This window comes from Arthrobacter sp. 05T444, assembly GCF_056395905.1.
In genome coordinates, this window is record NZ_JBFTKK010000026.1 from 1 (window position 1) to 25248 (window position 25248).

General features: G+C 64.6%; 24 protein-coding genes, 1 tRNA gene, 1 other RNA gene and 1 pseudogene. 13 read left to right on the forward strand and 14 right to left on the reverse strand.

Annotated elements, in window-relative coordinates; genetic code table 11:
• Window positions 1–115, forward strand: a pseudogene (locus AC1DD3_RS19170) (IS30 family transposase); the annotation flags it as partial.
• 73 nt (window positions 116–188) lie between these two features.
• On the opposite strand, the gene AC1DD3_RS19175 reads toward AC1DD3_RS19170, so the two are convergent.
• From AC1DD3_RS19175 to AC1DD3_RS19185, 3 genes are all read right to left on the reverse strand, one after another.
• Window positions 189–1538 (reverse strand): MFS transporter, encoded by a 1350-nt coding sequence (locus tag AC1DD3_RS19175; RefSeq protein ID WP_476882293.1) that lies wholly within the window; start codon window positions 1536–1538, stop codon window positions 189–191.
• 181 nt (window positions 1539–1719) lie between these two features.
• A complete protein-coding gene (locus AC1DD3_RS19180) occupies window positions 1720–2517 on the reverse strand; it encodes an IclR family transcriptional regulator (RefSeq protein ID WP_230120888.1) in 798 nt (265 codons plus the stop codon).
• 1173 nt (window positions 2518–3690) lie between these two features.
• Entirely contained in the window at window positions 3691–4755 is a 1065-nt protein-coding gene (locus tag AC1DD3_RS19185) for a D-2-hydroxyacid dehydrogenase (protein ID WP_354962213.1), read from the reverse strand.
• Window positions 4756–4824: 69 nt separating this feature from the next.
• Between AC1DD3_RS19185 and AC1DD3_RS19190 the strand changes: the two genes are divergently transcribed.
• Genes AC1DD3_RS19190 through AC1DD3_RS19200 form a run of 3 tightly spaced genes read left to right on the forward strand, consistent with a single transcriptional unit; the run spans window position 4825 to window position 7588 of the window.
• Window positions 4825–5757: an NAD(P)-dependent oxidoreductase gene (locus tag AC1DD3_RS19190; RefSeq protein WP_230120884.1), complete on the forward strand. Its 933-nt coding sequence runs from the start codon at window positions 4825–4827 to the stop codon at window positions 5755–5757.
• The gene (locus AC1DD3_RS19195; RefSeq protein ID WP_476882294.1) at window positions 5754–6524 is read left to right on the forward strand and encodes an SDR family oxidoreductase; all 771 of its coding nucleotides are present in this window, start codon (window positions 5754–5756) and stop codon (window positions 6522–6524) included. The genes AC1DD3_RS19190 and AC1DD3_RS19195 overlap by 4 nt, the downstream gene beginning before the upstream one ends.
• Before the next feature lie 8 nt (window positions 6525–6532).
• Window positions 6533–7588 (forward strand): L-idonate 5-dehydrogenase, encoded by a 1056-nt coding sequence (locus AC1DD3_RS19200; protein ID WP_230120899.1) that lies wholly within the window; start codon window positions 6533–6535, stop codon window positions 7586–7588.
• Here the strand turns inward: AC1DD3_RS19200 and AC1DD3_RS19205 are convergent.
• Window positions 7585–8313, reverse strand: a complete 729-nt coding sequence (locus tag AC1DD3_RS19205; RefSeq protein ID WP_230120880.1) for a FadR/GntR family transcriptional regulator — start codon at window positions 8311–8313, stop codon at window positions 7585–7587. The two genes, AC1DD3_RS19200 and AC1DD3_RS19205, sit on opposite strands and share 4 nt — an antisense overlap.
• 240 nt (window positions 8314–8553) lie before the next feature.
• On the opposite strand from AC1DD3_RS19205, the gene gndA reads away from it, so the two are divergent.
• Both gndA and AC1DD3_RS19215 read left to right on the forward strand, forming a co-directional pair.
• A complete protein-coding gene (gene gndA, locus AC1DD3_RS19210) occupies window positions 8554–9990 on the forward strand; it encodes an NADP-dependent phosphogluconate dehydrogenase (RefSeq protein ID WP_476882295.1) in 1437 nt (478 codons plus the stop codon).
• A gap of 101 nt (window positions 9991–10091) precedes the next feature.
• A complete protein-coding gene (locus tag AC1DD3_RS19215) occupies window positions 10092–10925 on the forward strand; it encodes an oxidoreductase (protein WP_476882296.1) in 834 nt (277 codons plus the stop codon).
• Between the two features lie 36 nt (window positions 10926–10961).
• Here the strand turns inward: AC1DD3_RS19215 and epsC are convergent, their stop codons facing one another.
• The 3 genes from epsC to msrA form a co-directional block, all read right to left on the reverse strand.
• Complete coding sequence (gene epsC / locus AC1DD3_RS19220) at window positions 10962–11546, reverse strand: serine O-acetyltransferase EpsC (protein ID WP_230120874.1); 585 nt, start codon at window positions 11544–11546, stop codon at window positions 10962–10964.
• A gap of 41 nt (window positions 11547–11587) precedes the next feature.
• The gene (cysK, locus tag AC1DD3_RS19225) at window positions 11588–12523 is read right to left on the reverse strand and encodes a cysteine synthase A (protein WP_230120872.1); all 936 of its coding nucleotides are present in this window, start codon (window positions 12521–12523) and stop codon (window positions 11588–11590) included.
• Between the two features lie 65 nt (window positions 12524–12588).
• Window positions 12589–13113, reverse strand: coding sequence for a peptide-methionine (S)-S-oxide reductase MsrA (gene msrA, locus AC1DD3_RS19230; RefSeq protein ID WP_476882297.1), 525 nt, complete (start codon window positions 13111–13113; stop codon window positions 12589–12591).
• Window positions 13114–13213: 100 nt separating this feature from the next.
• On the opposite strand from msrA, the gene AC1DD3_RS19235 reads away from it, so the two are divergent.
• Window positions 13214–14131, forward strand: coding sequence for a Nif3-like dinuclear metal center hexameric protein (locus AC1DD3_RS19235; RefSeq protein ID WP_230120868.1), 918 nt, complete (start codon window positions 13214–13216; stop codon window positions 14129–14131).
• A gap of 62 nt (window positions 14132–14193) precedes the next feature.
• A complete protein-coding gene (locus AC1DD3_RS19240) occupies window positions 14194–14931 on the forward strand; it encodes a zinc ribbon domain-containing protein (RefSeq protein ID WP_230120859.1) in 738 nt (245 codons plus the stop codon).
• Window positions 14932–14998: 67 nt separating this feature from the next.
• Here the strand turns inward: AC1DD3_RS19240 and AC1DD3_RS19245 are convergent, their stop codons facing one another.
• The 3 genes from AC1DD3_RS19245 to AC1DD3_RS19255 form a co-directional block, all read right to left on the reverse strand.
• The gene (locus AC1DD3_RS19245) at window positions 14999–15763 is read right to left on the reverse strand and encodes a YaaA family protein (RefSeq protein WP_230120857.1); all 765 of its coding nucleotides are present in this window, start codon (window positions 15761–15763) and stop codon (window positions 14999–15001) included.
• Between the two features lie 51 nt (window positions 15764–15814).
• Window positions 15815–16663, reverse strand: coding sequence for an alpha/beta hydrolase (locus AC1DD3_RS19250; RefSeq protein WP_230120855.1), 849 nt, complete (start codon window positions 16661–16663; stop codon window positions 15815–15817).
• 79 nt (window positions 16664–16742) lie between these two features.
• Entirely contained in the window at window positions 16743–17600 is an 858-nt protein-coding gene (locus tag AC1DD3_RS19255) for a slipin family protein (RefSeq protein WP_230120853.1), read from the reverse strand.
• 126 nt (window positions 17601–17726) lie between these two features.
• Here AC1DD3_RS19255 and rnpB point away from each other — a divergent pair.
• The 4 genes from rnpB to AC1DD3_RS19275 all read left to right on the forward strand — a co-directional run bounded on the left by rnpB (window position 17727) and on the right by AC1DD3_RS19275 (window position 21149).
• An RNA gene (gene rnpB / locus AC1DD3_RS19260) (RNase P RNA component class A) lies at window positions 17727–18118 on the forward strand.
• Window positions 18119–18388: 270 nt separating this feature from the next.
• Complete coding sequence (locus tag AC1DD3_RS19265) at window positions 18389–19879, forward strand: glyceraldehyde-3-phosphate dehydrogenase (protein WP_476882298.1); 1491 nt, start codon at window positions 18389–18391, stop codon at window positions 19877–19879.
• A gap of 107 nt (window positions 19880–19986) precedes the next feature.
• The gene (locus AC1DD3_RS19270; RefSeq protein ID WP_230119703.1) at window positions 19987–20196 is read left to right on the forward strand and encodes a hypothetical protein; all 210 of its coding nucleotides are present in this window, start codon (window positions 19987–19989) and stop codon (window positions 20194–20196) included.
• A 155-nt stretch (window positions 20197–20351) separates the two neighbouring features.
• Window positions 20352–21149: an HNH endonuclease family protein gene (locus AC1DD3_RS19275; RefSeq protein WP_476882299.1), complete on the forward strand. Its 798-nt coding sequence runs from the start codon at window positions 20352–20354 to the stop codon at window positions 21147–21149.
• Between the two features lie 27 nt (window positions 21150–21176).
• On the opposite strand, the gene def is transcribed toward AC1DD3_RS19275, so the two are convergent.
• The 3 genes from def to orn all read right to left on the reverse strand — a co-directional run bounded on the left by def (window position 21177) and on the right by orn (window position 22773).
• The gene (gene def / locus AC1DD3_RS19280) at window positions 21177–21749 is read right to left on the reverse strand and encodes a peptide deformylase (RefSeq protein ID WP_230119705.1); all 573 of its coding nucleotides are present in this window, start codon (window positions 21747–21749) and stop codon (window positions 21177–21179) included.
• 122 nt (window positions 21750–21871) lie between these two features.
• A tRNA-His gene (locus AC1DD3_RS19285) sits at window positions 21872–21944 on the reverse strand.
• A gap of 145 nt (window positions 21945–22089) precedes the next feature.
• Complete coding sequence (gene orn, locus AC1DD3_RS19290) at window positions 22090–22773, reverse strand: oligoribonuclease (RefSeq protein ID WP_476882300.1); 684 nt, start codon at window positions 22771–22773, stop codon at window positions 22090–22092.
• A gap of 154 nt (window positions 22774–22927) precedes the next feature.
• Between orn and mptB the strand changes: the two genes are divergently transcribed.
• Window positions 22928–24484: a polyprenol phosphomannose-dependent alpha 1,6 mannosyltransferase MptB gene (mptB, locus tag AC1DD3_RS19295; RefSeq protein ID WP_230119706.1), complete on the forward strand. Its 1557-nt coding sequence runs from the start codon at window positions 22928–22930 to the stop codon at window positions 24482–24484.
• Here the strand turns inward: mptB and AC1DD3_RS19300 are convergent.
• Window positions 24477–25163, reverse strand: a complete 687-nt coding sequence (locus AC1DD3_RS19300) for a DNA alkylation repair protein (RefSeq protein WP_476882301.1) — start codon at window positions 25161–25163, stop codon at window positions 24477–24479. The genes mptB and AC1DD3_RS19300 overlap by 8 nt on opposite strands.
• Window positions 25164–25248: the final 85 nt, after the last annotated feature.

The window sequence follows — 25248 nt, forward strand, 5'->3', positions numbered from 1 at the left end:
CTACGGTCCCGAAGACCTCGAACTCGTCGCTCAGAAACTCAACGGCCGGCCACGTAAAACGCTCGGCTGGGAAACCCCAGCCGAGCGTTTACGTGCTTTACTACTAACCACCTAACCAACAGGTGTTGCAACGACCCCTAGAAACCGCCAGGGGCCGCAAGTGTCCGTTCGCGCTTTTCAGGGAGGGGTTAGCTGGCGTCCTCGACCAGCAAGAGGTCGCGGGCCACGGTTTCCGGCGTGAAAAAGGTGGTGCCGAAGGAAATGAGGGCGAGCACCACGGAGTAGACGGCCAGCACAAGCCACGAATATCCCGTGGCGGCCAGCAGGGCTGCACCGACCAGCGGAACCAGGCCGCCTGCCAGAACGGCCGAGAGTTCACGGCTCATGGCCACACCGGTGAAGCGGTACTGGGAGCCGAAGAGTTCGGGAAGCAGCGGGCACTGCGGGCCAAGCATCGATTGCACACCGAGCGCGATGCCTACCACCATGACCACCCACACGAGAGTCACGTTGCCGAGGGTTACCAGATAGAACGCGGGGAAGGCGATGGCTGCCTGGAACAGTGCCCCGTAGCGGTATACCGGGACGCGGCCGAAGCGGTCGGACAAAGCTCCGAAAGTGACCACCATGACGGCGGCGAAACCGGCAGCGATCAGGAGACCGACCGGGCCGATGAACTTGTCGCCAGGGAAGACCCCGTCCTTTGCTGCCAGGAAAGCGATCAGCAACGCGGAATAGATCGAGGAGTTGCCGTTCTCTCCCATGCGCAGGCCGATGCCGATCAGGACATTCTTCTTTGAGTGCTTCCACAGCTGGCCGATGGGATTCTTAACCACATTCTTGTGCTTCTCCAGCTCCTGGAAGACCGGCGTTTCCTTCAGCCGCAGCCGGATGAAGATGGCCACCGCGATCAGGATCACGCTCGCGAGGAACGGCACGCGCCACAGCCAGCCCTCAAGAACAGCCTTGTCCGCCGTGGCGATCAGCGCAAAGGTGCCGGCACCCAGGAGCGTGCCCAGCTGGATACCAACGAACGGCAGCGAAGCAAAGAATCCGCGACGGCGGCGCGGCGCGACTTCGGAAATCAGGGTGGTGGCGCCTGCCTGTTCAGCGCCTGCACCAAGGCCCTGCAGGATGCGCAGCGTCACCAGTAGGACGGCGCCGAGCATGCCCGCCTGCTCGAAGGTGGGCAGCAGGCCGATCGCGAAGCTGGCTGTGCCCATCAGTCCGATCGTCAGGATCAGCACCATCTTCCGGCCAAACCGGTCTCCGATGTAGCCGAAGACAATGCCGCCGAATGGCCGGGCTGCGAAACCCACGCCGTACGTGGCGAAGGATGCGATCAGTGCACCTTCTTCACCAAGCGGCTTGAAGAACAGCGGCCCGAAGATCAGGGCGGACGCGAGTCCGTAAATGTAGAAGTCGTAGTACTCCAGGGCCGAGCCTACGGAGCTGGCAAGAGTTGCCCTTCGCAGCTGGTCCGGATCGACGACGGCGTCATCCGCTTCAGCCAGCGGTGTATCAGTACGAGTTGTCACAGGCACTCCCTCAAGAACACTCCAGGCCCCCGTTGGCCTGGTGGGATAGCGGCAACACCTATGGTGTGGATCACTATGTTGAACAGAGTACAACAAGTTGAACGACTAGCCAATACCCGGGGGAAGGAAAGGAGACGACGCGTCATTGTGACGCCGCTCGCACCGGGGAACGACGGGAAGATCAGCCCATGGGGTTGCCCAGGGACCTCGCCAGCTCCTTCAGCTCCTTGACCATTTGCGCGCCCTGCTCGTCCGAATACGTGGCCTTGAGCGCCGTAACGGACAGGCCCAGGCTGGGACCGTGGGCGCCACGGGTTGGCACCGAGACGGCGAGACAGACGACGCCGGTGGTGGATTCCTCATCCTCGAAGGCGTATCCCTTTTCCCGGATGTCTCGGAGCTGGGCCTTGAACTCGGCGCCGGTGCGGATCGACTTCGGGGTGAGTACCGGCAGTTCAACGTCGTCAGTGAACATGGCGTCGATGTCATGATCGTGAAGACGGGCAATGAGGGCCTTGCCCACCGCGCACAGTGAAACCGGCATCTTGTCTCCGATGTTGGAGGTCAGCCTGACGGCAGGATGTCCTTCATAGCGGGCAAGGTAGATGACGTTCGTGCCGTCCAGCATGGCAATCCGGACGGTTTCCCCGGAAAGCGTGGGGGCCTGTTCACAAAAGCGGTAAAACTCCTGGACCTCATCCAGCCTGCTCAGGTAGGCAGCGCCGAGCTCGACGAGCTTGCGGCCCAGGGTGAATTCAGAGCCTTGCCGGCTAATCAGGCGGGCATCCTCAAGGGCCAGCAGCAAATTGGACGTGGAGGACTTTGGAATGCCCAGTTCGCGTGCCAGATCACTGAGCGTCAAGCGGCCCGTGGCTGATCCGGCGAGGGCTTCCAACACCGCCGCGGCACGGGTCACGGCGGGTGCCGGCGAGGTACTGCCTAATCCATCGCTGGGGCGGGAAGCGCGGGAATCGACCATGATTCTCCTTCAATCGGTACGCGCTCAGGACAGCGCAGGCAGCATAATCGGTTAGCGGCGGCAGCGGCGGGGGTAGTCCATCGCTGTTCATTTGGCTGAACACTTACCATCATAATGGCTCGGCGGATCACGGCGGCATGACGCTGGCCACGGAACCAGCGGTGCGAGGCTGGGCGGGGGCCCGCCTTGGTCGGGCCCAGCATCGGTTCTGTCTACAGCGCTGGCCTGATTAGACGCATGCCCACCCGCGCGGCAGGTGTGGCCCATTACAGACCTGCCACGCCGTAACCCACCGACGCGCTTCCATTCGCCATGGACGCGGCACAGGCTGGCGAGGCACTTCTTTGCCGATTCTAAGATCGGGTAACTAGCCTTCCGGGAGCTGTAGAAGGTCATGAAAAGCCCCCTACAGCCCCTAAAGGTTAATTTCCGCAGTTCCAGTAATAAGTACCGTCGTATGCCGAGGCGGTGTACCGGGTACCGCCGGAATACAACTCGCCGGTGGTGCTTCCCGAGAAACCGCTGTAGATGCCGGTCGTGCATGTGAAGGTGGGGGTTGTCGTAAGGGAGGCTACGTTGTATCTCCCATCAGAATCAGAAGCCACATCATCCCACCAACCCCAAAATGTGTCGTCCTTGTTCAGTATGGAGTTCTTTCCGACCCTTAAACGCGGAACGTGCAGCAGGTGAGCGCTGAATGCACAACGTCGCTGTAGGTACCGGAGTTCTAATTGAGGTACGTAATAACGTGAAGGCCACACCCGCTGGGATAGTACATGGGTGTCACGGTGCCGCGCTTCTTTGCTGACCCTTTCACCGGGTCGGCTTCGTAGGCAACCTTTTGTTCGCCGACTATACGGCCACCCTTGATGCGGATTTCTTCCTTCACTTTGGCCATGTGAGCGTCGAAATCTGTCTTGATTTTCGGCGAAGACGCCTCAATCGGAAGTGGAGGAGCCGGCGTGTAGCTTCCTGGAGGATCAGCTGGTGGCTGTGCCGCATTTGCAGCGCCTGCACTCCACAATGCACTGTATACAAGTGCGACCGTCGCGCTCACTCGGTACGGCAAGGCGCTCAGTCCGTGCCGCAAAGGGCCGGGCATCCACAGTGGTTGCCCGGCCCTTCGTTTCATCGGCTTACACGCTGCGCGGGTGCGTCCTGTTGAGGCCCGGCCTAGTAGAAGTGAACCGTGTCCACGAGGTGTGGGAGCTCTCCGCCGTCGAGGAACGTGCGCAGGTTGCTGCAGAACCGATCCGCAATGAGGCGGTTCTCGGCGGCGCTGAGTGCCGACGTGTGCGGCGACACCATGACCCTGGGGTGGTTCCACAATGGGCTGTCCTGGGGGAGCGGCTCAACCGCGAAAACGTCCAGGCAGGCGTAGGACACCTGCCCGTTCTCCAGTGCCTCGAGCAGCGCTTCCTCGTCCACCACCGTGCCGCGTCCCACGTTCACGAACACGGTGCCGGGCTTCATGGCGGAAAAGGTCTCGCGGTTGAAGAGCTTCTCCGTGTAGGGCGTTCCGGGCAGCGTGTTCACCACGGCGTCGGCGGAGGCCAGCAGGCCGGCCAGGCCATCGTTGCCTGCCACTTCCTCAATGCCCTCGATGGGTTCGACGTTCCGTTTCGTTCCGCTGACCTTCATGCCGAGCGCCCGGGCAATCCGTGCCGTTTCCAGGCCGATTTCGCCGAGGCCGGTGACCACCAGGGAGGAGCCGTTGACCAGCCGCGTCGGGGTGCGCAGCTCCGGCCAGACCTTTGCGGCCTGGTCCTGGGCGAGCTCGGCGCTCCGCTTGAAGCCGTTGAGGATGCCGAGCGCCGCAAATTCCGCGAGCGGCAGCGCGTGAACGCCGGCGGAGGTTGTCACCTTGAACTTGTCCAGCGTTTCGGCGTCAAGACCCGAGGCCTTCACTGCCCCGCCAGCCCCTGCGGCCATCGCGTGGATCCACTGCAGGTGGGGGTTTTCGCGGGCGATCCTCGCCAGGCCGGCCGGGCTTTCGTTCGGAAGGCCGTACAGGACCTGGGCCTTGCCCAGCATCCCCCAGTAGCGCTCTTCCTGCTCGGGGGTCCGCCTGAAGTCGGGATCACCGGAGTGGTCTGCCGGGAAGCGCTCAGGGGGCAGCAGCTCGGGTTCGTAGAGAACGGTCACGGAGGGATCTACGGCGCGAATGCGCTCCACCAGCTCGGCTTCGAGCGGGACGGCGATTGCGACGGTGGTTTCAGTCGTCATGCTGTTCATCATACTGAATGGAGGCTAGAATACTGAACAGGTTCCGAAGATTAACCACGACGAAGTGAGGCAGCACCACAGATGAATATACAGAAGGCAGGCTTTGTCGGCCTGGGCCTCATGGGGGCACCAATGGCCGCGAACCTGGTGAGGAAAGGCTGGACGGTTACCGCCTGGAACCGCTCCGCCGCGGCGCTGGATGCATTCGGGCAGCTCGGTGGGGCGAACGCCAAGGAGGTGTCATCGCTCCGCGACGAGCCCGTGATCGTCTTCATGTTGCCCGACCTTGGCTACATCGAAGAGGCAGCGGCAGGACTTCTCGCCAGCTGGGTGGCCTCGCCGCCGGAGCCTGGCACGGCCCTCGTGATTATGAGCAGCGTTTCCCCCGCCGGAGTAAGGGATTTCGGATGCCGGGTGCGAGAAGCCAGCGCAGGCAATGCCGTGGTGGTGGATGCGCCCGTGAGTGGCGGCACGAAGGGTGCCGTCGAGGGGACGCTGGCCATCATGGCCGGTGCCGACGACGCCGCAGACTTCGAAAGACTGCTGCCGCTGTTCGAAGCCATGGGCACGACCGTCCGGCTGCTCGGCCCGCTGGGTTCCGGGTCACTCGCGAAGGCCTGCAACCAGCTGATCGTAGGAACCACGACGGCGGCCCTCGCCGAAGCAGCGGAACTCGCCGAACGCTCGGGACTGGATGTGGCAGCACTCTATGAGGTCCTGGCCGGGGGACTGGCCGGCAGCAGGGTGCTGGACATCGTGGGGCCCCGGCTCGTCAAGAAGGACTACACGCCCACCGGACCCGCCAAGTTCATGCACAAGGATCTTTGCTTCGTCGTCGAATCAGCCGAAGCGGCCGGCACCGCAGTCCCCATGGCGACAGCCGGCGTCGGCCTCTATGCGGAACTCAAGCGGCAGGGACTGGGCGACCAGGACCTGGCCGTTGTGAGGCAGACCATTTCCAATCTCAGCAACAGCGCCGCGGCCGCCGCGGCTGAAGGGACCATCAAGGCATGAGCGCGCTTTTTGACCTGACCGGGCGCATCGCCCTCGTAACCGGCTCCAGCCGGGGAATCGGAAACGCCTTGGCGCGGGCCCTGGCAGACGCCGGCGCCACCGTGGTCCTGAACGGCATCACCCCCGGCAGGCTGAAGGCCGCCGAAGACTCGATGGCCGCCGACTACCCTGAAGGCAGGGTCCGCAGCTGCGCGTTCGACGTCACCAGCGACACGGCGGCGGCGGAGGGCATCGCCTGGGTAGAGGCCAACGTGGGTCCGCTGGACATCCTGGTGAACAACGCCGGCATCCAGCACCGCGTGCCCATGCTGGAGCTCGACGTCAGCGACTGGGAGCGAGTCATCTCCACCGACCTGACCAGCGCCTTCCTCGTGGGCCGCCAAGCAGCCCGCCACATGATTCCGCGCGGCCGCGGCAAGATCATCAACATCTGCTCGGTGCAGACCGACCTGGCCCGCCCGACCATCGCCCCGTACATCGCCGCCAAGGGCGGCCTGCGGAACCTGACCCGAGCCATGACCGCTGAATGGGCCGCCTCGGGGCTGCAGATCAACGGAATCGCACCGGGCTACATCCATACGGAAATGACCCAGAACCTGGTGGACGACGAGAAATTCAACGCCTGGATCCTGGGCCGGACCCCGGCGCACCGCTGGGGCACAGTCGAGGACCTGGCGGGGCCGGCTGTCTGGCTGGCCTCCAGCGGCTCGGATTTCGTGAACGGCCAGACCATCTTCATCGACGGCGGAATGACGGTGGTGGTCTGATGGCACCGATGATTGCGCCAACAGAACTCCCGGCCACCTCACCGGCCGTGGTGGCCCACGCCGCCGGGGACCTGAGGCTGGAAGACATCGCGCTCGCCGCTCCTTCGCCGGACGAAGCCGTGGTGGAGGTGGCATACGGCGGCATCTGCGGCTCCGACCTGCACTACTGGCTGCACGGGGCCGCCGGCGAGTCTGTGCTCAAGGCTCCTTTGGTCCTCGGCCACGAAATTGTGGGTACCGTGGTCCGTTCCGCGGCCGACGGGAGCGGCCCTTCCGTTGGCGCTGCAGTAGCAGTGCATCCGGCGACCCCGGCCCCCGGGGCGGCCAGGTACCCCGAAGACCGGCCCAACCTGTCGCCGGGCTGCACCTATCTGGGCAGCGCGGCGCGGTTCCCGCACACGGACGGTGCCTTCAGCCGCTATGTGAACCTTCCCACGCGCATGCTCCGGACACTTCCGGACAGCATCGAACTGCGGACCGCAGCGCTCATCGAGCCCGCCAGCGTTGCCTGGCATGCTGTTGCGCGCGCCGGGGAAGTGGCAGGCAAGACCGCCCTGGTGATCGGCTGCGGCCCCATCGGTGCACTGGCCGTGGCGGTGCTGAAAAGGGCAGGGGCCAGCCGGATCACCGCGGTGGACATGCACGCCAGGCCGCTGCAGATTGCCGCGGCAGTCGGCGCGGATGACGTTCTCACCGCGGACGATGCCGACGCCGTCGCGGCAATCGAGGCGGACATCGTCATCGAGTCCTCCGGCAGCCACCAGGGACTGGCTTCCGCCATCCGGGGCGCCGTCCGCGGCGGCACCGTGGTGATGGTGGGACTGCTGCCGTCAGGTCCGCAACCCGTCCTGATTTCGCTGGCCATCACCCGTGAACTCGAGCTCCGCGGGTCGTTTCGCTTCAACGACGATATCGACGAGGTCATCGGAGCACTGGCAGACGGCTCGTTGCAGATCGGACCCGTAATCACGCATGAGTACCCGGCGCAGCGGGCGCTCGAAGCCTTCGCCGTGGCACGCAACTCGGCCGAATCCGGAAAGGTGCTGCTCGACTTCCGCGGCTAGACGCGCGGCACCGGAACGAAGACCCGCGGCTGTTCCACCCAGACCGGCTCCATCTCGGAGATGGTCTGGCGCATGATCATGTTCGACGCCTCGCGCGCCTCCGCGGCATCCCCGGTGAAGATTGCCTTGGCGACGTCCAGGTGCCACTGCAGCACGACGTCGCGGGGGCGGTCCGGCATCAGCCCGTGCACCGTCCGGCCCGTCAGCGTCTCGGCCACCTGGCCCACGAGGTTGGCGAACATTTCGTTGCCGGAGCCGCTCAACAGGAGGGAGTGAAACTGGATGTCCAGCTCCAGGAAGCGGGGCACATCGCCGGCCTGGCCGGCGTCGCGCATTGCGAGGGCCACGTCAAGGAGTTCGCGGCGGAGATCATCGGGAGCGTTCACCGCCGCGAGTTCGGCGGCAACAGGCTCGACGGCGGAACGCAGCTCCGCGAGCGAGCGCAGCTGGGCGCCGCGGCCCTCGCCTGCCAGCCGCCAGCGGATGACGAGCGGATCGAAGGGGTTCCAGCGGTGCGGTGGCAGGACCTTGATGCCGACGCGTTTGGTGGTCTCAACGAGGCCGAGCGACTGCAGCACGCGGACAGCCTCCCGGACCACCGAGCGGGATACTTTGAGCTCGTCTTCCAGCTGTTCGGCCAACATGACATGGCCCGTGGGAAGGATGCCACCGACGATTCGGGTTCCCAGATGCTCGATGGCACGATGGTGGAGGCTGGTTGACATATTGGTAAGCATAATGGCGCCCGGCCGGATTGTTTCCCGCGCGGCGCCGGGCACCCGGTCCATGGCGCTGCAGCACATCATAGACTGTTTGTGACGCGTCTCCTTCCACTAAGTGGGCGCCACTTCCCCATGCGGCCGGCAATACATATGGTTTATTCACAGCCACTTTTTCTTTAAGCGTGTTCCGCAGGACGTGCGGGACTCATTGCACACGTTGCACAGAAATGAATTGGAGTTTTGATGTCAGCACACATCGGTGTCACCGGCCTTGCGGTGATGGGTGCCAACCTGGCCCGCAACCTGGCCCGGAACGGCTTCACCGTTGCCCTCCACAACAGGTCTGTTGAGAAGACCGACTCATTGCTGGAAAAGCACGGCCACGACGGCGACTTCGTCCGTACCGAAACCCTGCAGGAACTCGTTGACTCGCTGGAAAAGCCGCGTCGCGTCCTGATCATGGTCAAGGCCGGCAAGCCGGTTGACTCCGTGATCGAGCAGCTCGAGCCGCTGCTGGAGGCGGGGGACATCATCATCGACGCCGGCAACTCGCACTACGAGGACACCCGCCGCCGGGAAGCAGCCCTCGCCAAGAAAGACCTGCACTTCGTGGGCATCGGCGTGTCCGGCGGTGAGGAAGGCGCCCTGAACGGCCCGTCCATCATGCCCGGAGGTTCCAAGGAGTCCTACGACGCCCTCGGACCGCTGCTCGAGAAGATCGCCGCTAACGTTGACGGCCAGCCCTGCTGCGCCTGGATCGGCACCGACGGCGCCGGCCACTTCGTCAAGATGGTTCACAACGGCATCGAATACGCCGACATGCAGGTCATCGGCGAAGCCTTCGACCTGCTGCGCTCAGGTGCCGGCATCGAGCCCGCCGAGCAGTCCAAGATCTTCGCCGAATGGAACAAGGGCGAGCTCGCCTCCTTCCTGATTGAAATTTCCGCAGAGGTCCTCGGCCACGTGGACACTCGCACTGGCAAGCCGTTCGTGGACGTCGTGGTGGACGCCGCAGGCCAGAAGGGCACCGGCCGCTGGACGGTCATCTCAGCACTTGAGCTGGGATCCCCGACGTCGGGCATTGCCGAATCCGTCTTCGCCCGCGCCCTGTCCTCCCAGTCCGAGCAGCGGAAGCTGGCCCAGGAACTCCTGGCCGGCGAGGAAATCGCCGTCGAGGTCCCGGAAACGTTCGTCGAGGATGTCCGCCAGGCGCTGTACGCGTCCAAGCTCGTTTCCTACGCCCAGGGCCTGGACATGCTGACCTCCGCCGCTACGGAATACGGCTGGGACCTGAAGCTGGACGAGATCGCCTCGCTGTGGCGCGGCGGGTGCATCATCCGTGCCGAACTCCTGAAGGAAATCACCAAGGCCTACGCCGCCGACGAGAAGCCGGCCAACCTGCTGTTCGCCCCGGCGTTCACCAAGGCCATCGCCGAGGTTCTCCCGGCCTGGCGCCGCGTGGTGTCCACCGCTGTGCAGCTGGGCATCCCCGTGCCGGTGTTCTCCTCCTCGCTGGCCTACTACGACGGCCTGCGCCGCAAGCGCCTGCCGGCCGCCGTCATCCAGGGCCAGCGCGACCTCTTCGGTGCGCACACCTACGGCCGCGTCGACGCCGAGGGCACGTTCCACACCCTGTGGGGCGAGGACAAGTCCGAGATTGAGGCCGTGGACACCCACTAGCCACCGGCGCACCGCCGGAACGGTCTGATCGGCAAACGGCCGGCGCTTCCCGTTACTCTGGGAAGCGCCGGCCGTTTGCGTATCCAAGACCAGGAGTCCCAGTGTCCCAGCCAGTAGCGTTTGTCACCGGAGCTTCCACCGGCATCGGGTTTGAAGCGGCAAAGAAACTCAGCCGCAACGGATTCACCGTTTATGCCGGCGCACGGCGGGTGGACAAGATGGAGCCGCTCAAGGCGGACGGCGTGAACGTCCTGCAGCTGGATGTCACCGATGAGCAGTCCATGCAAAGCGCGGTCCGCACGGTCCTTGGGTCACACGGGCGGATCGACGTTTTGGTCAACAACGCGGGCTACGGATCATTCGGCGCGCTGGAAGAGGTGGAGCTGTCGGAGGGCCGCCGTCAGTTTGATGTCAACGTCTTCGGCCTCGCCCGGATGACCCAGCTGGTGCTACCGGCAATGCGTGCCGCAGGGCAGGGCCGGATCATCAACGTCTCCTCCATCGGAGGGAAGTTCTACGAACCCCTGGGCACCTGGTACCACGCCACGAAGTTCGCCGTGGAGGGCCTCAGCGACGCGCTTCGGCTCGAACTGAAGCCCCACGGTGTCAAGGTGGCGATCATCGAACCTGCCAGCACCCTGACCGAATGGGGCAGTATCTCCGCCGAGGGGCTGCTGGCCAGCTCGGGCAACGGGCCATACCGGGACCAGGCGAAGGAGATGGCCGCGGTACTCGCGTCCACGGGACGGCCGGCCACGTCAACCCATCCCGGAATCATTGCCGACGCTGTGGTCCATGCCGCCACCGCGGCGCGGCCGAAGACGCGCTATCCGGTCGGCCGGGGAGCACCCGCCATCATGATGCTCCGCCGGATCCTTCCGGACCGGATGTTCGACGCCGCGGTCACGGCTGTCCTCAAGCGCGTGGGCCGCTGAGCCGGCCAGACCGGAAGCTTAGCCGTGCTCAGAAGTTCAGATCCGGTACTCGATGTAGTACTCGGCCGGGTCCACCGCGGGTTTTGTTTCCCGCTGGGCATCGCGGTGGCGCCAGCTGGCGGGGACGCCGGTCACGATCGACTCGGGCGGAGCATCCTTGACCACGACGGCGTTGGCCCCCACGGCGCTGTCGCTGCCAATCGTGATGGGGCCGAGAATTTTGGCGCCGGCTCCGATCGTGACCCGGTCTCCGATGGTGGGGTGGCGCTTCACCTTGGCCAGCGAGCGTCCGCCGAGGGTTACGCCGTGGTAGATCATCACGTCTTCCCCGATTTCTGCTGTTTCGCCGATGACCACTCCCATGCCATGGTCAATGAAGAACCTCCGGCCGATCGTGGCGCCCGGATGGATCTCGATCCCGGTCAGGAACCGCGCCAGCTGCGAGACCAGACGCGCGGGGAACCGCGTAGACGGGTTCTGCCACAGTTTGTGCGTCAGTCGGTGTGCCCAGATGGCGTGAAGCCCTGAATAGGCGAAAAAGTTCTCAAAAGAACCTCGAGCCGCCGGGTCGTGGGACCGGGCGGCGTCGAGGTCTTCCTTAAGTCTTGCGAAAAAGCCCACAAAGATCTTTCTACAGGAAACGGCGAGGCGCAGGTTAAGGCTTAGCCCCGAATGTCGTCATAGAGGACGGTGGAGATGTAACGCTCGCCGAAGTCGCAGACGACGGCCACGATCAGCTTGCCGGCGTTCTCCGGGCGCTTAGCCAGTTCCAGCGCACCCCAAACGATGGCTCCCGAGGAGATACCGCCGAGGATGCCTTCCTTGATGCCCAGTTCCCGGGCAACAGACACCGAGTCCTCCAGCGTGGCGTCCAGGACCTCGTCGTAGACGTTGGTGTCCAGGAGCTCCGGAATGAAGTTGGCGCCGAGGCCCTGGATCTTGTGGGGGCCCGGTGCTCCGCCGTTGAGGATGGCTGAGTCCTTCGGCTCGACTGCGACGATCTGAACGTCGGGGTTGCGCTCCTTCAGGACCTGGCCCACGCCGGTGATGGTTCCGCCGGTCCCGATGCCGGAGACGAAGATGTCCACCTTGCCGTCGGTGTCGGTCCAGATTTCCTCGGCCGTGGTCTTGCGGTGGATCTCCGGGTTGGCCTCGTTGGCGAACTGCTGGGCCCAGACGGAGTTCTCCGTGTTGGCCACGATTTCCTGGGCTTTCTCCACGGCGCCGCGCATGCCTTCGGAACCAGGGGTCAGCACGATCTCGGCGCCAAAGGCGCGGAGCATGACACGGCGTTCCGTGGACATGGTCTCCGGCATGGTCAGGATGACCTTGTAGCCGCGTGCCGCGCCCACCATGGCCAGCGCGATGCCGGTGTTGCCGGACGTGCCTTCAACGATAGTTCCGCCGGGCTTGAGCGCTCCGGACTTTTCAGCAGCGTCGATGATGGCGACGCCGATGCGGTCCTTGACGCTGTTGGCCGGGTTGTAGAACTCGAGCTTGACGGCCACCGTGGCATCCAGGCCTTCGGTCAAGCGGTTGAGCCTGACCAGGGGGGTGCCGCCTACCAGCTGCGTCACATCGTCGTAGATCCGTGCCATGTACTTACGCCTATCTCTCAGGAGGGAATACTTTGGTCAGCCTAACGAGGGCGCAAGGGCCCCTGCTAAGCATTAAGCCATGCAGAGTAATATTTCCGGGCCTTGGCCAGCTTGGGGTTGATGATCACCTGGCAGTAGCCCTGCTCGGGGAACTTGGCGTAGTAGTCCTGGTGGACGTCTTCGGCAGGGTAGAAAACCGGAAGCCGGCTTACCTCGGTCACGATCGGACGCGACCACAGGCCCTGGTTCCGTTCAATCGCTTCCTCAAAAAGGATTTTCTCCTCAGTCGACTCGTAGAACATGGACGAGCGGTATTGCGTGCCGACGTCGTAGCCCTGGCGGTTGAGCGTGGTGGGGTCATGCAGCACGAAGAACATGTCCAGGATGACCTCCGGCGGAATGACCTCCTCGTCAAAGGTGACAGCCACGACCTCGGCATGGCCAGTGGTGCCCGAGCAGACGGAATAGTAGTCAGGGTGGCGTTCATGGCCCCCGGTGTAGCCCGATACCACCGACTTAACACCCATCGTTTTCTGGTAGACGGCGTCCAGGCACCAGAAGCAGCCTCCGCCAAGCACAAAAGTTTTCATGTCCTCTTCAATGGTTGAGATGCGCCGATGATTCCCGGCGCCACCTTACGGCCCCGCGCCGGGACGGGCCAGTGGGCGCCCATAGGGTAAAAATGTGAGTATGGAACCTGTGAACAGTGGCGTTGCAGCAGAGCCGGCGGAAACCGCGGAAGCGGCGGACGCCGCGGAGGCGCCGGACGCGCCGACGCTCGGGCAGCTCATGCTGGCCGTCGAAGAGCTCTGGCCAGAGTCACTCGCCGAGGAGTGGGACGAGGTGGGGCTCGTCGCGGGACACCCGTCAGCTGAAATCAGCCGGGTCATGTTTGCCGTGGACCCCACGCTTGAAGTCATCGACGAGGCCATCGAATGGGGCGCCGAGCTGCTGATCACGCACCACCCGCTGCTGCTCAAGGGCGTCACTTCCGTGGCTGCCAACACCCCCAAAGGCAAGGCCGTCCACCGCCTCATCGAGTCCGGTACCGCTCTCCTGACCGTCCACACGAACGGCGATTCCGCCGTCGGCGGTGTTTCGGACGTCCTGGCGGATGCCCTGGGCCTCGAAAACGTGTCGCCGCTGACTCCAGCCGCCAACGGCCTTCCGGAGGAAGGCATCGGCCGGGTCGGTGATCTGGCCGAGGCCATGACGCTCGGTGACTTCGCTGCAAGGGTCTTCGGGATCCTTCCTTCCGTCGCGGGCGGCGTCAGGGTTTCCGGTGACAAAGACGGCCTGGTTCGCCGGATCGCGGTTTGCGGGGGCGCCGGCGATTCGCTCTTCAACGAAGTCAGGGCCAGCAGCGCCGACGTGTTCGTCACGGCGGACCTCCGGCACCATCCGGCCTCCGAAGCCCGCGAGGCCGCGGTCAACGGCCGGCCCTACCTGATCGATGTATCCCACTTCGCCAGCGAGTGGCTGTGGCTGCCAGCGGCCGCGGACGCACTGGGCAATGTCCTCTCGGACCAGAACCTGGACGTCGAAATCCGCGTCAGCACCACCAACAGCGATCCGTGGGACTTCATTCTGACTCCCGGCGGGGACTAGAGTCTATAAAGCCCCTGCAGGGGTGCCCGGCGCAGGCCGGATGGGATCAAGCGGAGGTAATAGTGGCCAAGGCAGCACCGGCGGAACAGTTGAAGTTGCTCGAACTCCAGGGGCTGGACGCCAAACTCAAGTCCCTGTCCAACCGCCGCCGCAGCATTGAGACCGATCCCCGCATCGAAGACCTTCAGTCGGCCCTCAGCATTGCCAACGGCGAACTGGGCGCAGCCAAGATGGCCGTCCATGACGCCGAGTCCGAGCTGAAGCGGGCAGAAGCCGACGTCGAGCAGGTGGCCAGCCGGATCGAACGCGACGAAGCCAGGCTGAACAGCGGAACCGGCCTGTCCAAGGACCTTGTGGCGCTGCAGAAGGACATCGTGTCGCTCAACAAGCGTCGCTCGGACCTCGAAGACGTCGAACTCGAAGTCATGGAGAGGCTGGATGCCCTCCGCGAACGGCAGTCGGCCCAGCAGCAGATTGTTGATGACATCCAGGGCTCCTTCGGCGTGATCCGGGCGGAACTGGACGGGCAGCTGGCCGAGATCAGCACCGAGGCCGCCGAGGTGTCAGCCAATCGCTCCGAATTCGCAGCCGGCCTGGACGCCGGAATGCTGGCCGTGTACGAGAAAACCCTCGCCCGGCGCGGCGTCGGGGCCGCGCGGCTCTTCCACGGCACGTCCGAAGGGTCCGGCATGCAGCTGAGCCCGGGCGATCTTGCCGAAATCAAGGCCGCCGCCGAGGACGACATCGTCTTCTGCCCCGACTCCGGCTGCATCCTGGTGCGCTCCGCCGAGTGGGCCTGACCGAAAGTAGCTCGCATTAGATGGCGTTGTGAGCCCTCAAACGCCATAATTGCGAGCCAGCTCGGTTTCAGCCGGGCAGAATGATGTTGAGCGCATGCGCCTTGCGGGCGGTCCCGGGAATCAGTTCGGCATTCCACTTTTCGCGGGCAGCCTTGTGCAGCTGCGCCGGCGTTTCCGGGGCCTTCCCGCGCCGGGTCAGCAGGTGCCGCGCCAGTTCTCCGCGGGTGTGCTTGGCGAAATGGCTGACCACCTTGCGCTCGCCGTTTACCTCAGCGAGAACGTTCACGGCCACCGTGGACGCAGCCGGGGGAGTCCACGCCGCAGCATAGGTGCTGGACCGGCAGTCCACCAGCAGCTCCCCGACCGCCGCGGAGGCGAGGGCGTCGGTGAGCTGCGGCTTCCAGAACGAGGCAAGGCGTCCGACGTCGGGCAGTGCCGTTGACATGGACAGCCGGTAGGCGGGCACGGAGTCTGCGAACCGGATGGCGCCCCACAGGGCCGAAATCACCAGCACGGACGCGTCCGCCCGACGGCGCTGCAGCGCCGTCATCGATTTGTAGCCCAAAGCGTCGTACAGCACGCCGGAATAGACCTGGTGGGCCGGCGCCGCGGGTTCGGCATGCAGCCGGGTGTTGCGTTCGACGTCGGCCCTCAGCGATGCTCCGACGCCGAGTAACGCCAGGGCGTCCTCGTGCGCGCTCACCGTCCCCAGCGCCTCGAGCACCTTGGCCCGGCAGCTATTCAGGTCCGGGAAGCTCAGGGACGTCCAGTCCATGGCGTCGCCGCGGACGGCCGGGGTCTTGCCTTCGGACGGGGGGAGCAGAATCAGCACCGTACGATCTTACCGATGCCGGCTGCCCGCCGTTCTCACGCGGCCGCCTGCTCAGCCGAGATGACGGCCCAGGAAGGAAACCACGTCCGGCAGGACGGACCGCCAGTAGGCCGCGTCGTGGCCGCCGGGCCGGAAGCCGCCCTCCACCGGATCCGGCAGGGCGCTGACGTAGTCCTTGACCGTCGCGTACAGCTCGTCCTCTGTGCCGCAGTCGATCCGTTTGGGCGTCGCTGCGAGTCGGGGCCGGAGCGCGAAGACGTCGTGTGCCGCGAAGTCAGCCGCACTGTCGAAGGCGCCCTCGATCCCGGCGCCGTACCGGTTCCAGGCTGCCGGACTCATGGCTGCCACGGCCCGAACGCCGGGTAGCCGGGCCTGGGAGGCCAGCAGCAACGAGCCGAAGCCCCCCATTGACAGGCCGAAGAGTCCGATCCGCCCAAGGTCATAGCCCTGGTCGCCGAGGAAAGGAACAAATTCCTTCACCAGCATCGACTGGGTGTCGCTGCCATCTGCGCGGGCGTGCCACCAGGTATCGCCCCCGTCCGCCGACGCGATGGCGAACGGCGTCCCGCCCGCGGCGAGGTGGCGCTGCAGGACGTCTTGTGCGTCGAGGTCGTCGAAGATTACCTGGTTGTTGGCGCCCCGGCCATGGAGGAACAGCGCCACGGGGTAGTCTGTACCGCTCCGCCCTGGGACCACCGGGGTGGCGACGGTCCAGTACGTGCGTGCCTCCGTCCGGAACTTCGAGGCGAAGGATCCGCTGATCATTTCGACGGATGGCGGTCCGCCAGGGGATGTGGGAGCCGGCGAAGGGCCGGCTTCGCAGGCCGCGAGGGCGCACGCGCCGAAGCCGGTTCCTGCCAGCTGCAGCAGGCGGCGCCGGGTCAGAGCGGACTCGTCCATGTCCCGATCATAGGCGCACGGCGTTTCCCGGCGTGCCACGCGTGACCGACGGCCTCTGCGCAGCGTTCCCGGCGGGCAGCTAAGCCGCCTTCACCGATGACGGTGCGGCCTGGGACGGCACAGCCTGCGATGACACGGCCTGTGCAGCGGCGGCCGTCTGCGCGGCTTGCCTCTCCCGGGCGAGGAATGCCGAGAGTTCACCAATGGTGCTCATGAGCGGCGCCGGGAACACGACCGTCGTGTTCCTGTCCACGCCGATCTCGACCAGCGACTGCAGATTTCTCAGCTGCAGCGCCAGCGGGTGGGCCATCATGGTGTCGGAGGCATCCCCGAGGGCGGCCGCCGAGATGGCCTCGCCCTGGGCGGCGATGATCTTGGCGCGCTTCTCGCGCTCCGCCTCGGCCTGGCGGGCCATGGCGCGCTTCATACTCTCCGGAAGCTGGATATCCTTGAGCTCCACCAGCGTGACGGCCACGCCCCACTCGAGCGTCAGCGCATCAAGAATCTCGCGGATGTCAGTGTTGATCCGCTCGGTCTCTGACAAGGTCTGGTCGAGGCTGTGCCGTCCCACCACCTTGCGCAGCGTGGTCTGGGCGATCTGGTTGATGGCCGCCGCTACGTTTTCAATCGCCACCACGGATTTCACGGCATCGACCACCCGGTAGTAGGCCACGGCGGAGATGTCCACGCTGACGTTGTCCTGGGTGATGATGCCTTGCGACTGGATCGGCATCGTCACGATTCGCAGGCTGACGAGGTGAAGCCGGTCAATGACGGGGATGATGAAGCGCAGCCCCGGCATTCTGACCCCGATCACCCTGCCCAGCCTGAACAGCACGCCCTGCTCATACTGCCGGACAATCCGGACGGACATCCTGGCGGCGATGAGCAGCAGCGCCACAAGCACGGCCACAATGAAGATGCTGGTGGGGTCCATCAGGATCCCCTCCTTATAACTAAGAGTTGAGCCTCCTTAATTGTCTCACCGCGACGGGCGCATGGCTCCGCGGAGGATCGCCCGCGGAGGAGGGCATGCCCGTGAGCCCGTAGACTGGTGGGCGGATGGGTTGACCAGGCGGCCGCGCGTCACGCAAGTGGCTCGAGGAACGTCCGGGCTCCGCAGAGCAGGGTGGTGGGTAACGCCCACTCGGGGTAACCCGCAGGCCAGTGCCACAGAAAACAGACCGCCTGCCACGCGCCGTTTTGAAAGCGGCACGAAGCAGGTAAGGGTGAAACGGTGGTGTAAGAGACCACCAGCTTCCCGGGTGACCGGGAAGGCTAGGTAAACCCCACCCGGAGCAAGGCCAGACAGGGCACGTTTGAGGGCTGCTCGCCCGAGTGCCCGGGTAGGCCGCTGGAGGGCGTCGGCAACGGCGTCCGTAGATGGATGGCCGCTACTCCCGCGCCGGCAACGGCACGGGAACACAGAACCCGGCGTATCGGTCAACCCATCCACTTTTTGCCGCGACACTGACCGGCCGCGCCCGGTGTGAGTGAATTCACGCACGCAGCGGCGATACGGGCAAGCGGCCCGCCTTAGAATGGACAGTGAACGTAGAAGTTCTTCCGCCGGATCTGCGTTCGCAGCCGGCGGTTTTTCTTTGCAACGTACAACGGCATCCGGGGTGGACCGAACCCTGCCGGTGCCAGCGCCCCTGGATAACTTCAGGTGGCCGCCATCCGGTTTACGACGACGTATCCGGTTGAACCAAGGAAGGTAGTTCTGTGAGCCAGACGTCAGATTCTTGTCTTGATACGTGGATGGGCCGGGAGGCGCTCGCCGAGGCCATGATTCCGGTGATCGGCCGGCTGTACCGCGAGAACAACGTGGTGACCTCCATCCACGGGCGCAGCCTGATCAACAAGTCCACCATGAACATCCTCAAGGCGCACCGCTTTGCCCGCCGGATGAGCAAGGATGAGCTCCTCCTGGAAGAGACGGCACCGCTGCTGGACACTCTCGCCAAGCTGGAGCTGGGCGCCGCGGCCATCGACATCGCGCGCCTGAACCAGAAGTACAAGTCCGACGGCGGGGACCTGACTTTGGAGGAATTCCTCCGCGCCGAGCTGGCTGAGGTCGTGGGCAAACGCGGCGCAGACGACCGCACCAGCACCGACGTCGTACTTTACGGCTTCGGCCGGATCGGCCGCCTGCTGGCGCGCCTCCTCATCGAAAAAGCAGGCGGCGGCCACGGCCTGCGGCTGCGCGCCATCGTGGTGCGCCGAGGCTCCGACAACGACCTGTCCAAGCGTGCCAGCCTCCTGCGCCGCGACTCGGTGCACGGCTCCTTCGAAGGCACCATCAAGGTGGACCAGGAAGCCAACACCATCACGGCCAACGGCGTCCAGGTCCAGGTCATCTACTCGGACAACCCCGCCACCATCGACTACACGGCCTACGGCATCAAGGACGCCCTGGTGGTGGACAACACAGGACGCTGGCGCGATGCCGAAGGCCTGTCCCAGCACCTCCTGAGCAAGGGTGTGGCCCGTGTGCTCCTGACTGCCCCGGGCAAGGGCGACCTGAAGAACATCGTCCACGGCATCAACCATGGAACGATCCTGGACTCGGACAAGATCGTGACCGCAGCATCGTGCACCACCAATGCCATCACCCCGGTCCTGAAGGCGATCAACGACAAGTACGGCGTGGTCCACGGCCACGTGGAGACCGTGCACTCCTTCACGAACGACCAGAACCTGATCGACAACTTCCACAAGGGTGACCGCCGCGGCCGCTCTGCTGCGCTGAACATGGTCATCACCGAGACCGGCGCCGCCAAGGCTGTGGCCAAGGCGCTCCCGGAACTGCTGGGCAAGCTCACCGGCAGCTCCATCCGCGTCCCCACGCCGGACGTCTCCCTGGCGATCCTGAACCTGAGCCTTGAGCAGGGAACCACCAAGGACGAGATCAACGACTACCTGCGCGAAATGTCGCTGCACTCGAACCTGCGCAAGCAGATCGACTACATCGACTCCCCGGAGGTCGTCTCCACGGACTTCGTCGGCTCCCGCCGGGCGGGCATCGTGGACGGCCTGGCCACCATCTCGAACGACAAAAACCTGGTTCTCTACGTCTGGTATGACAACGAGTTCGGCTACAGCTGCCAGGTGGTCCGCGTCATGGAGGAAATGGCCGGTGTGAACCCGCCCGCCTTCCCCGCAAAGGACTCCGTGAAGGACGCCGCCCCCGTGCTTGCCGCCGCAGCGGTCTAACAGAGGCAGTCCTGGTTCCGCGGTCATCCGGCTGCGGGAAACCTGTTCCCGGGAAGTTCCCGGCTGGTTCTCTGGAATCAGCCGGGAAAGGGGACCAAACTGTTGTCATGGAACACGACTCGACTCTCCAGCACGAAACAACCCTCGAACATGCCCTGGACGTAGCACGGGCAAACCAGAAGGAGGCACAGCGCCTCCTGGACGGGGCTAAGACCAGTCATGCCGCGGGCGAGATTGGTGAAGAGCGGGTCGCCCAGCTGGGACGGCTGCTTGACCTGGCCAACGAAGATCTCCGGCGGGTGACCAGGGAGCAGTAGGGAGCAGTTTCGCCGTTCCTCCGGCCTCCAGGTGTGCACGCACCATTCCTCCGCAAGGCACCTGTCCCCAACACTGTGGATAACAGCTGTGATGTCAGGGGGCTGCCCTAGGCTCTGGGGGTGCGCACAAAACATGTCCCGAAACACCAGGCCTCATGACTGTCAGCTGGGCTGCCTACCGGCGTGCCCGCCGGCGCTCACGCCAGGCCTGGGCCGTGCTGGTCATTCTCGCGGTGTCCGCAGTCTGGGGAGTCGCCTGGTTCTTCAGCGAAGGCCAGTTTCTCGTGGCGGAGCCTGCCGTTGCCGGCCCCAGCGAGGCGCCGGTCTTTGACCCCGCATGGATGAAGCCGGTGATACGGCCCGCGGCTTTTCCTGAGGGCAGCGCGGCTGCGGCGCTGGATACCCTGTCCGTCAAGGGGCGCGCACCCAAGAACAATTACGACCGTGCGGCGTTTGGCCAGGCTTGGCTGGACGCCGACCGCAACGGGTGCGACACCCGCAACGACATTCTCCGGCGCGACCTCAGCGAGGTGGTCTTTTCCAAGGGCTCACGGTGCAAGGTCGCCTCCGGGACCTTCCATGAACCGTACGTCGGCCGGAGTGCCACATTCAGGCGCGGGGCAGAGTCCAGTAAGGCCGTCCAGATCGATCACGTGGTGGCGCTGGGGGATGCCTGGCAGAAAGGCGCTCAGCAGCTCACCCCGAAGGAGCGACAAAACCTGGCCAACGATCCGCTCAACCTCATCGCGGCGGACGGGCCAGCGAACCAGGAGAAGAGCGCGTCGGACGCAGCCAGTTGGCTGCCCAAGAACAAAGCCCTCCGCTGTCACTACGTCGCCCGGCAGATCTCAGTGAAGGCAGCCTACGGACTCTGGGTGACGCAGCCTGAGAAAGATGCCATGGCCCGTGTCCTTGGTTCGTGCCCACAGCAGCAAACCGTCATGGCGCCCTGAGCCCCAGGCCACGATAGCCGTCGCCGATCAGTGTCCGAACGGGTCTGGATCCACTCCGGGCATCCAGGTCAGCCCGGGGACTCCCCAGCCGCTTTTCTTGGCCTGCTTCATGGCCTTGCGCGCATAGCGGTCAAGGAGACGGTTCACGTACAGCTTTCCGTCCAGATGGTCATATTCGTGCTGGATGACCCGGGCAAACCAGCCCGTGGCCTCGAACTCGACAGGCTTGCCAAAGCCGTCGAAGCCCTGCACCCGCGCCCATTCCGCCCGTTTGAGGGGATACTGCTCGCCGGGGAAGGAGAGGCATCCCTCCACTTCCTCGTCCGGATCGGGCAGTGCACCGGAAACCTTGGACAGGGTGAGGATCGGGTTTACCAGCACTCCGCTCGGCGGGGCGTCGTCATCATTCTCATACTTGTAGACGAAAATCCGCCTGCCCACGCCGACCTGTGGGGCTGCGAGCCCGACGCCATTGGCCTTGTCATTGGTCTCAAACATGTCGGCAATCAGCTGGCGAAGCTCGTCGTCGAAAACCTCAACTTCGGCAGCCCGGCGGTGCAGCACCGGCTCGCCCCAGATCGTGATCGGCAAAACGGTCATGGCAGATGGTTCCTTTGATGCTTGGATGGACGACCCGGCGAGGGGTAAAACAAACAAAGGCTGCACCGGATAACCGGTGCAGCCTTTGTGATTGGACGACATACAAGCTGCCGACCTATGAGGGTGAGCGACGGGGGTTGAACCCGCGACCTCCTGGACCACAACCAGGCGCTCTGCCAACTGAGCTACGCCCACCATGTGCCCCGCAGGCCTGCCGGCTTACCGGCTGGCTGGAAAGGCAACGTCAAATAGCTTACCTGCTGTTTGGGGTTGGTTTTGCCACTTTTGGCAGTTTCGGCAAAATTTCCCCCAAACGTGAGGCAGATTACTTTCTGTCCGCTTATTTTCCGGGTCCGGCGTCGGCCCGGGTGGGAAGGTCCTGCTCCGCGAGTCCCTGTGTCAGCTGATTGATGGCTGAGGGCTGGGCGGAGATGCCCTTGGAGATCTGCAGGGCGGTGGCGCTGTCCGGTCCCGGGGCGGGCACAAACACCGCTTCCCTGTAATAACGGAGTTCGTCGATGGAATCCTTGATGTCGCCCAGGGCGCGGTGGCCGCCGAGCTTGGCAGGGGCCTGAAAGTAGGCGCGCGCAAACCATCGACGGGCCAGTTCCTTGATGGTGCTGACGTCGATGATCCGGTAGTGCAGGTGGTCCACCACGGACGGCATGTCCCGGGCCAGAAAGACCCGGTCGGTCCCCACCGAGTTACCGGCGAGGGGTGCCTTGCGCGGATCGGGAACCCATTTCCGGATGTAGGCAAGAACGGCTTCCTCCGCCTCTTCCAGCGTCTTCCCTGCTGGGAGTTCCTTCAGGAGCCCGGACCGGGTGTGCATGTCCCGGACAAAGTCGTTCATCTGCGCGAGGGCTGCGGCGGCTGGTTTGATGACCACGTCCACCCCGTCCCCGAGGATGTTGAGTTCGGAATCCGTCACCAGGGCCGCGACTTCGATCAGGGCGTCATTGACGGTGTCGAGGCCGGTCATTTCGCAGTCGATCCAGACGATGCGTTCGTTAGATATAGGCACCCGATCAGCCTACCGTTTCGTGGTGTCAGAGCGGTCCGATGCTAAGATTTCGGGTACGTGGCGCCGCCCTGCGCAGTCGCCGCAATCCAGTCTGCCCGGTCAAGCCGGCAGCAGATTGAGGCAGCACGCCCACAAGAGATTGGACAATCCTGAGATGACGGCGCCTGTGCCTGAGACGGAGGAAATGGCCACCGATACTTCCACGGATCCGGCCCTCGCGGAGGTGGACAACCCCCGGTCGCCCATCCTCTCCGGTTTCGTGGGGTCGCTTTTCCTGGTGATCGGCTCCCTCGGCGTCGGCTGGCTGGCTCCGGCCTCGGAGCTCCGGCGGATGCCGTTGTTCATCTGGATGCGCACGGAGGCGTGGGGCGTTGGGCTGTCCATCGTATTGATTGCGGTGGGCGGCATGCTTCTGGTGCGGGCGTGGCTCCGGCTTGGCCAGCGTGTCCGCGTCTGGGGGCTTGAGGCCCGCAAAGCCACACTCCAGGCCGTCGCGGCGTGGGGGCTTCCCATGATGTTCACTGTGCCCTTGTTTAGCCGGGACGTGTATGCGTACATCGGGCAGGGCCGGTTGATGGTTGAGGGATTCAACCCCTACGAGAACGGTATTTCGGCGCTCTCCAACTATTTCCAGCTTGGCGCAGACAAGATGTGGACCGAGGCGCCCGTGCCGTACGGGCAGCTGTTCCTTTGGATCGAGCAGTTCGTGGTCTGGTCCACCAACGTCCATCCCGAGGCCAGCATCATGCTCTTCCGCCTCGCTGCGCTGGTGGGCGTGGTGCTGTGCATCATCTATGTCCCCAAGCTCGCTGAACTGCACGGGGTCAACCCGCATCGGGCCCTGTGGCTTACCGCCGCCAACCCGCTCTTCCTCACGAACTTCATCGCCAGCGTCCACAATGACTCGCTGATGATCGGGCTCGCCCTTGCCGGCCTGTACTACTGCGCCACGCGGCGGGTGATCTTCGGAATTGTCCTCGTCACGGCCTCCATCGCAGTCAAGCCCATCACCGTGGTGTTCCTGCCGTTCATTGGACTGCTCTGGGCGGGCAAAGGTGCCCGCTGGCCGCGCAAGTTTGTTTTCTGGGGGCTGACGGCGGGCATCAGCTTTGCTCTGCTGTACCTCATGAGCCTGGTGAACGGATTCGGTTTCGGCTGGATCAACGGCCTCTCGGCGCCCGGAAGCGTCTGGATCTGGTACGCCCCGGTGGGGCTGCTGGGACTCGTTGTCGCTTCCATCGCCAACGCCTTTGGACTGGACGGGTGGGGGCTCGCCAAATGGGTTTACGACGCCGGGAAGTTGCTCGCCGTCGGAATCGTCGCCTGGCAGATCTTCAGGGGAGACCACGACCGCATCATGCGCCGGCTAACGCTGGCCTTCGCCGCCGTCGTCGTGCTGGCGCCCATGATCCAGTCCTGGTACGTGGTCTGGCTGATTCCGCTGTTTGCCGTGACGGGCATCCGGGCCGACTGGCAGGTCAAGGCCCTGTACTTCATCGTGTCCTTTTTCATGGTCTACGCCATCTCGGACCAGCTTGAGGTCTTCCCGTATCTGCAGTCAGAGGATCTCGGACTGGCACTGGCCCTGGCCAGGAACGCCGCCGCCATCATCGCGCTGCTGTTCGCGCTCTACCTTATTTTCCTGGACCCGCGCACCAAACTTCTGTTCAGCAAGTCGGATCAGCCGGTCACCACCCGGCCCGTCATCTGACCGGCAGGTTTTTCACCGCTTCCCGGCGGGACAGCGGGCTGAGGGACTGGCCATTGCGCTCGACGAAGTCCATGACCCAAACCGGATCCGTCTTGGCGTATTCCCGCAGCGCCCAGCCGATGGCCTTCCTGATGAAAAACTCCGTGTCAGCCATGTTCGCTTCAATGACTCTGGCGAGCAGAGTGGTGTCCGTGCCGGATTTCGCCGCGAGCTGGGCGGTAATGGACGCCCGCCTGAACCAGAAATCCGCGTCCTCGCTCCATGCGAGCAGCACAGGCGTTAGCTCCGCCCGGTGCGCCTGAAGGAGGGCGCAGAGGCGGTGGGCAACGCCGTCCACAAGATCCCAGGATGCTCCGGTGCGGATGATCTCCTCATAGACGGAAAGCATCCCAAGGTCTCCGGCCACCAGCCGCAGCCCGGTCAGGTCGATGGCCGCGTAGCGCTCTTCGCGGTACTCCGCCCCGCGCCAGAGGTCGAGCACGGTTTCACGCAGTTCTTCGGCGGACTCGAGAGGATAGGCTGCCGCGGCTGCCTTGGCAGCCCTGCGGACCTCGGGTACGCGGACGCCCAGCGACGGTGTTGACGACTTCATGTAGGCCTGCGCCGCAGCGCCCCGAACGGGATCCGCGGCAGCCCGAAGCGCGGAGCGGATCGCGGCCCGGACCTTGTCGTTTGCCATGAAGCCAACATAGCGGCTCCAGAAAGGGCCAGGCTGAGCGCAGCCGACATGAAATGATCCAGCACCCGAGGGGCGCGGCCGTTCC

Excerpts from the sequence above, each read along its gene's own strand:
- AC1DD3_RS19270 (WP_230119703.1), top strand. The coding sequence starts at position 19,987 with ATGGAACACGACTCGACTCTCCAGCACGAAACAACCCTCGAACATGCC.
- AC1DD3_RS19255 (WP_230120853.1), bottom strand. The coding sequence starts at position 17,600 with ATGGACCCCACCAGCATCTTCATTGTGGCCGTGCTTGTGGCGCTGCTG.
- AC1DD3_RS19200 (WP_230120899.1), top strand. The coding sequence starts at position 6,533 with ATGATTGCGCCAACAGAACTCCCGGCCACCTCACCGGCCGTGGTGGCC.
- def (WP_230119705.1), bottom strand. The coding sequence starts at position 21,749 with ATGACCGTTTTGCCGATCACGATCTGGGGCGAGCCGGTGCTGCACCGC.
- cysK (WP_230120872.1), bottom strand. The coding sequence starts at position 12,523 with ATGGCACGGATCTACGACGATGTGACGCAGCTGGTAGGCGGCACCCCC.
- AC1DD3_RS19190 (WP_230120884.1), top strand. The coding sequence starts at position 4,825 with ATGAATATACAGAAGGCAGGCTTTGTCGGCCTGGGCCTCATGGGGGCA.
- AC1DD3_RS19195 (WP_476882294.1), top strand. The coding sequence starts at position 5,754 with ATGAGCGCGCTTTTTGACCTGACCGGGCGCATCGCCCTCGTAACCGGC.
- AC1DD3_RS19275 (WP_476882299.1), top strand. The coding sequence starts at position 20,352 with ATGACTGTCAGCTGGGCTGCCTACCGGCGTGCCCGCCGGCGCTCACGC.
- mptB (WP_230119706.1), top strand. The coding sequence starts at position 22,928 with ATGACGGCGCCTGTGCCTGAGACGGAGGAAATGGCCACCGATACTTCC.
- AC1DD3_RS19180 (WP_230120888.1), bottom strand. The coding sequence starts at position 2,517 with ATGGTCGATTCCCGCGCTTCCCGCCCCAGCGATGGATTAGGCAGTACC.
- gndA (WP_476882295.1), top strand. The coding sequence starts at position 8,554 with ATGTCAGCACACATCGGTGTCACCGGCCTTGCGGTGATGGGTGCCAAC.
- AC1DD3_RS19205 (WP_230120880.1), bottom strand. The coding sequence starts at position 8,313 with ATGTCAACCAGCCTCCACCATCGTGCCATCGAGCATCTGGGAACCCGA.
- AC1DD3_RS19250 (WP_230120855.1), bottom strand. The coding sequence starts at position 16,663 with ATGGACGAGTCCGCTCTGACCCGGCGCCGCCTGCTGCAGCTGGCAGGA.
- AC1DD3_RS19300 (WP_476882301.1), bottom strand. The coding sequence starts at position 25,163 with ATGGCAAACGACAAGGTCCGGGCCGCGATCCGCTCCGCGCTTCGGGCT.
- msrA (WP_476882297.1), bottom strand. The coding sequence starts at position 13,113 with ATGAAAACTTTTGTGCTTGGCGGAGGCTGCTTCTGGTGCCTGGACGCC.
- AC1DD3_RS19185 (WP_354962213.1), bottom strand. The coding sequence starts at position 4,755 with ATGATGAACAGCATGACGACTGAAACCACCGTCGCAATCGCCGTCCCG.
- AC1DD3_RS19235 (WP_230120868.1), top strand. The coding sequence starts at position 13,214 with ATGGAACCTGTGAACAGTGGCGTTGCAGCAGAGCCGGCGGAAACCGCG.